Genomic DNA, 4,619 nt, shown 5'->3' on the forward strand with positions numbered 1-4,619 from the left:
CTTCACCCCCGCCGCCTCGCCGTTGTCGCAGGTGATGGTTCCCGTTCCCTTGCCCGATTTGTAGAAAACAGACCACGAGCTTAAGTTGAATTTAAGCCGGCAATCGAGGGAGCCTTTGGCCAGGACAACAGGCGTTTTGAGGACCAGGGCCGCAACCGCCAAAATCAGAACTTTTTTCATGATGACCTCGCTATTTCGAAAAAATTTCATTTTCTTTGAAAAAATACCCCACTTCAAACTTCGCCGTCTCGGGCGCATCGGAGCCGTGCACGGTGTTCCGCTCGATATTTTCGGCAAAATCCTTCCGGATGGTTCCCGGCGCGGCGTTGGCGGGATTGGTGGCCCCCATGGTGTCGCGCCATTTGGCGATCGCCCCTTCTCCCTCGATGACAAAGGTCAAGACGGGGCCGGTGGTCATATAGCCGACCAGCGGGTCAAAAAACGGCTTGCCTTTGTGAACGGCGTAGAAGCCTTCCGCTTTTGCCTTGTCAAGGCGAAGCATTTTGGCGGCGACAATTTTAAGGCCCGATTTTTCGACGCGCCGGAAAATCTCGCCGATCAAATTGCGCGACACGCCGTCGGGTTTGATGATGCCCAATGTTTGTTCTTTGGCCATAAAGTCTGCAACTGCGAGAGATCAGAAATCAGAGAGCCGAAAGCTGATAGCAGATAATTAAATCCGCTTTCCGATTTCCGCTTTCTGCTATCTGCTTTCTCGCCTTTGCCTATAAAACGCTTTTTAACGTCTCCCCAATTTCCGCCAAACTCCCCTCAACCAAAACCCCCGCCGCCTCAAGGGCGGCAATTTTTTCCTTTGCCGTTCCCTTGCCTCCCGCAATAATCGCGCCGGCGTGGCCCATCCTTTTACCCGGCGGAGCGGCGATTCCAGCAATGAAACCGACCACCGGCTTTTTGACGTTCCTTTTGATGAAATCCGCCGCCTCTTCCTCGCTCGATCCGCCGATCTCGCCGATCATGACAATCGCGGAGGTTTCGGGATCGTCATTAAACAATTTCAGACAGTCGATAAAATTGGTGCCGTTGACCGGATCGCCGCCGATGCCGATGCAGGTCGATTGGCCAAGGCCGATTTTGGTTACCTGATCGACCGCCTCGTAGGTAAGCGTTCCCGAACGGGAGACAATGCCGATTTTTCCCGGCCGATGGATGGGTGCCGGCATGATGCCGATTTTGCACCCCGGCCCTGAGCCTGTCGAAGGGTCGCCCGGCGTAATAATTCCGGGACAGTTGGGGCCGATAAGCCGCGTCCTTTTCCCCTCCATTTTCCGCTTCACCATCACCATGTCAAGGATTGGAATCCCCTCCGTAATGCAGACAACCAGATCGAGATCGGCCTCCACCGCTTCGAGAATAGCCCCCGCCGCAAATTTGGGTGGGACATAGACAACCGAGACGGTTGCACCGGTTTGAACCGATGCCTCCTTCACGGTGTTAAAGATGGGGATCCCCTCAAACGCCAACCCCCCCTTGCCGGGGGTGACACCGGCCACCATTTGAGTGCCATACTCCTTGCACGCACGGGTGTGGAACTGGCCGGTGTTGCCGGTAATCCCCTGCGTCATCACGCGCGTGTTTTTGTTGACCAGAACCGACATATTATTGAATGGACGCAACCACTTTTTGGGCGGCCTTGGCGAGATCATCCTCCGAAATAAGCGCAAGCCCCGAATTCCGCAAAATATTTTTCCCGATATCCACATTCGTCCCCTGCAGGCGGATAACCACCGGGACCTTGATGTGAACCTCCCTGGCGGCGGCGACAATGCCGTTGGCAATGATATCGCAACGCATGATGCCGCCGAAGATATTGACAAGAATGGCCTTCACTTTGGGGTCGGCCAGAATAATCTTGAACGCCGCCGTCACCTTGTCAGCCGTCGCCCCGCCGCCGACATCCAGAAAATTCGCCGGTTCGCCGCCGTGGAGCTTGATGATATCCATGGTGGCCATCGCCAGCCCCGCGCCGTTGACCATGCAACCGATATTGCCGTCCATGCTGACGTAGGAGAGATCGTATTTTTTCGCCTCGATTTCGGCCAAGTCCTCCTCGTCCAGATCGCGTAGGGCCTCGGTGGAGGGATGGCGGAAGAGGGCGTTGTCGTCGAAATTGATTTTTGCATCCAACGCCAAGAGATGATTGTCCTTGGTGACAACGAGCGGGTTGATTTCGGCCATCGTACAGTCGGCTTTCACGTAGGCATCGTAGAGGGCTTGGACAAATTGAACAAATTTTTCGGTAAGGGTGCCCTGCAAATCGAGCTTGGCTGCCACCTCTTTTGTTCTTGTTTCATCAACCCCCTTTAAGGGGTCAATCGCCATCTTAACAATCTTTTCCGGTTCCTTCGCCGCCACCTCCTCGATTTCCATCCCCCCTTCACTACTCGCCATAATTGTCACTCGCGCGGTGGCGCGGTCAAGGACGGCGCCGAGGTACAACTCCCGCGCGATGGCGCTTCCTTCTTCGACAAGAACTTTTTTGACGATTTTACCTTCGGGGCCGGTTTGGTGCGTCACGAGAATATTACCGAGCATTTTTTTTGCGGCATCACGGGCCTCTTCGGGGGATTTGACGACCTTTACGCCCCCCCCCTTCCCGCGTCCGCCGGCGTGGATTTGGGATTTGACCACAACGACCGGCGAGCCCAATTGTTTGGCCACCGAATAGGCCTCATCGGCGGTCGCGGCCACCTTTCCGCGCGGAACCGGAACCCCGTATTTTTTAAGGATTTCCTTCCCCTGATACTCGTGGATTTTCATGGGAGGGCTTTGTATATGAAGGATTCACGGGGGTGTCAAGAAAAGGAGAAAACCGTTTCTTTTAGGATTTTTGTGAAGTCCAGAGTCCGTTTGCTTCGGTAAAACCAAGGTCGGCAAAATCGCCGTCGTAAGACAAGATTGCTTCGTCACGGCTTGACGCCACGGCCCCCAGCATGGCATCGGCCAGCGACACCTTTGCCCTTTTTTTTCTGGCACGAAGGTAGAGGGAAGCCCCTTTTTGCAATTCTTCGCGGGTGGCCTGCCCCAGTTCCAGCGGCTCAAGCTGTTCCACAACCGCAGTCAGCCCAACCCCTTTTTTTTCGAAATAGACGAGAACTTCCGCATATTGGGCAGGGAGTATGGCGCCGGGCTGGTTTGTAAAAGGGGTTTTTTCCGCCCGGCGGCTTCCCAAGAGCCACTCGACGGCAAAACTGGAATCAATCCAGATCATGGTCTTTGTCGATTTGCTTGAGATCTTTAAGAATTTCTCCCGAGGCTGGTTTTTTACCCTTGATCAGGCGGGATAACGCGCCAAAATGAAAGCCATGCCTCTTGTTCTGATACCTCTCCAGAACAAGGTCGCGAATAACATCGGATTTTGTTTTCTTGCCCTTTTTTACCAGCCAGCCCAGGGCTTCATCAAATTTTTTATCAGTAACAATGTTTAACGCCATAAACCATTTCCCCATTGTTCTACATTGTATTCTACATTGTAGATATTTTTCGTCAAGGGTGAAAATTCAAAGGAGTGATTAACTTATCGGATCAGGAGGTATGCGCGCTTTTTTATAGTGAATTCCTCTCACAAATTGAAGAACAAAATCTTCTCAAAAAAGCCGGGGGGATTTCCCGGCTTTTTCCATCAAACCGGTGCTCGTAGTTATTCCGATAAGTCAACAACGTCCCCTATGTTCTACTATGTTCTATTTGGATTGGGCTTTTAAATCTTTCCCAACCGGTTCTTGTAATAAACCTCATTGAACCGCGCTTGGGCCTTTTTGGCGTCCTTTTCGTCTTCCGATTCCTGCGGCTGACCCTGCTGGGGCGTGCCTTTTGGAGCGAACATAGTTCCTGGTTGCGGGGCTGTGCCTGCCGCCACGCCTTGCGCCAGCGTGGCCCCCGGCGAGCCTTCGGCCGGTTTGCCGCCGTATTCTTTAGTTAATTCTTCATTCCCCTTTACAAAGGGGTCCTTTCGCCTATCGCGCGCGTTTTTGAGATTCGTGTTAAATTTCTCTTGATCAGCACTTCTTTGCGTTCGATCGGCATTCATGAATGCATCATCACCCGGTGTCACCGCCTCGGCCAGTTTAACACCGTCTTCGATTCCTTTGGTAACCATGTTGGGACCGGCCTCCAATATACCTGCGCCTGTTCCGACATCCTTTTGAACTTTTCCGGCCGTATCAAGCGCCCCCCCAACCCCTTTTCGCGGGCTTTTTTCCACCGCCGTCACCTGTTCATCGGTCGGCGTGACGCCAAGCCCTTTGACCAAGGCCAGCTCCGATCGGGCATTTCCAGGCTTATAACCATCCACCAGTTTCCGTGCCCGCTCCGCCTTTTTATGAGCATCTGCCGCCTCTGTGTCCAAGGGATTATTGTGCATTTTCTCCCTCTCAACAATGTCGCTAAAGGCATCGGCGACGTACTTCCTGTTTTCTTCCGGAAAATTTTTGCGGATCTTTGTCCGACGATCGTCATCCGTTATCTCTCCGGCCTTTTTCTCGGCTGGACCGGTTTTTTCAAAGACATCCACCAGCGCTCCCCCTTCACCGCCGCCGAGATGGTTGAGATATTCCCATTTCTGTTCGGCGGTTTTGCCTTTTGTCTCTTCATTGAATTGA

At 53.1% G+C, this 4,619-nt stretch carries 7 protein-coding genes; all 7 read right to left on the reverse strand.

Annotated features, from left to right (window positions below; genetic code table 11):
- On the reverse strand, positions 1–180 hold a 180-nt coding region (locus tag HYU99_11560), incomplete at its 3' end, for a hypothetical protein (protein ID MBI2340982.1).
- Positions 181–190: 10 nt separating this feature from the next.
- Positions 191–616 (reverse strand): nucleoside-diphosphate kinase, encoded by a 426-nt coding sequence (ndk, locus tag HYU99_11565; GenBank protein ID MBI2340983.1) that lies wholly within the window; start codon positions 614–616, stop codon positions 191–193.
- A gap of 109 nt (positions 617–725) precedes the next feature.
- Complete coding sequence (gene sucD, locus HYU99_11570) at positions 726–1,616, reverse strand: succinate--CoA ligase subunit alpha (GenBank protein ID MBI2340984.1); 891 nt, start codon at positions 1,614–1,616, stop codon at positions 726–728.
- Position 1,617: 1 nt separating this feature from the next.
- The gene (gene sucC / locus HYU99_11575; GenBank protein ID MBI2340985.1) at positions 1,618–2,778 is read right to left on the reverse strand and encodes an ADP-forming succinate--CoA ligase subunit beta; all 1,161 of its coding nucleotides are present in this window, start codon (positions 2,776–2,778) and stop codon (positions 1,618–1,620) included.
- 61 nt (positions 2,779–2,839) lie between these two features.
- The gene (locus HYU99_11580) at positions 2,840–3,229 is read right to left on the reverse strand and encodes a PIN domain-containing protein (GenBank protein MBI2340986.1); all 390 of its coding nucleotides are present in this window, start codon (positions 3,227–3,229) and stop codon (positions 2,840–2,842) included.
- Positions 3,216–3,452 (reverse strand): hypothetical protein, encoded by a 237-nt coding sequence (locus HYU99_11585; protein ID MBI2340987.1) that lies wholly within the window; start codon positions 3,450–3,452, stop codon positions 3,216–3,218. The genes HYU99_11580 and HYU99_11585 overlap by 14 nt, the downstream gene beginning before the upstream one ends.
- A gap of 266 nt (positions 3,453–3,718) precedes the next feature.
- Positions 3,719–4,619, reverse strand: a 901-nt coding sequence (locus HYU99_11590) for a hypothetical protein (GenBank protein ID MBI2340988.1), incomplete at its 5' end; no start/stop codon positions are given.

The organism is Deltaproteobacteria bacterium (assembly GCA_016183175.1).
In the GTDB taxonomy this organism is placed as follows: domain Bacteria; phylum UBA10199; class UBA10199; order UBA10199; family SBBF01; genus JACPFC01.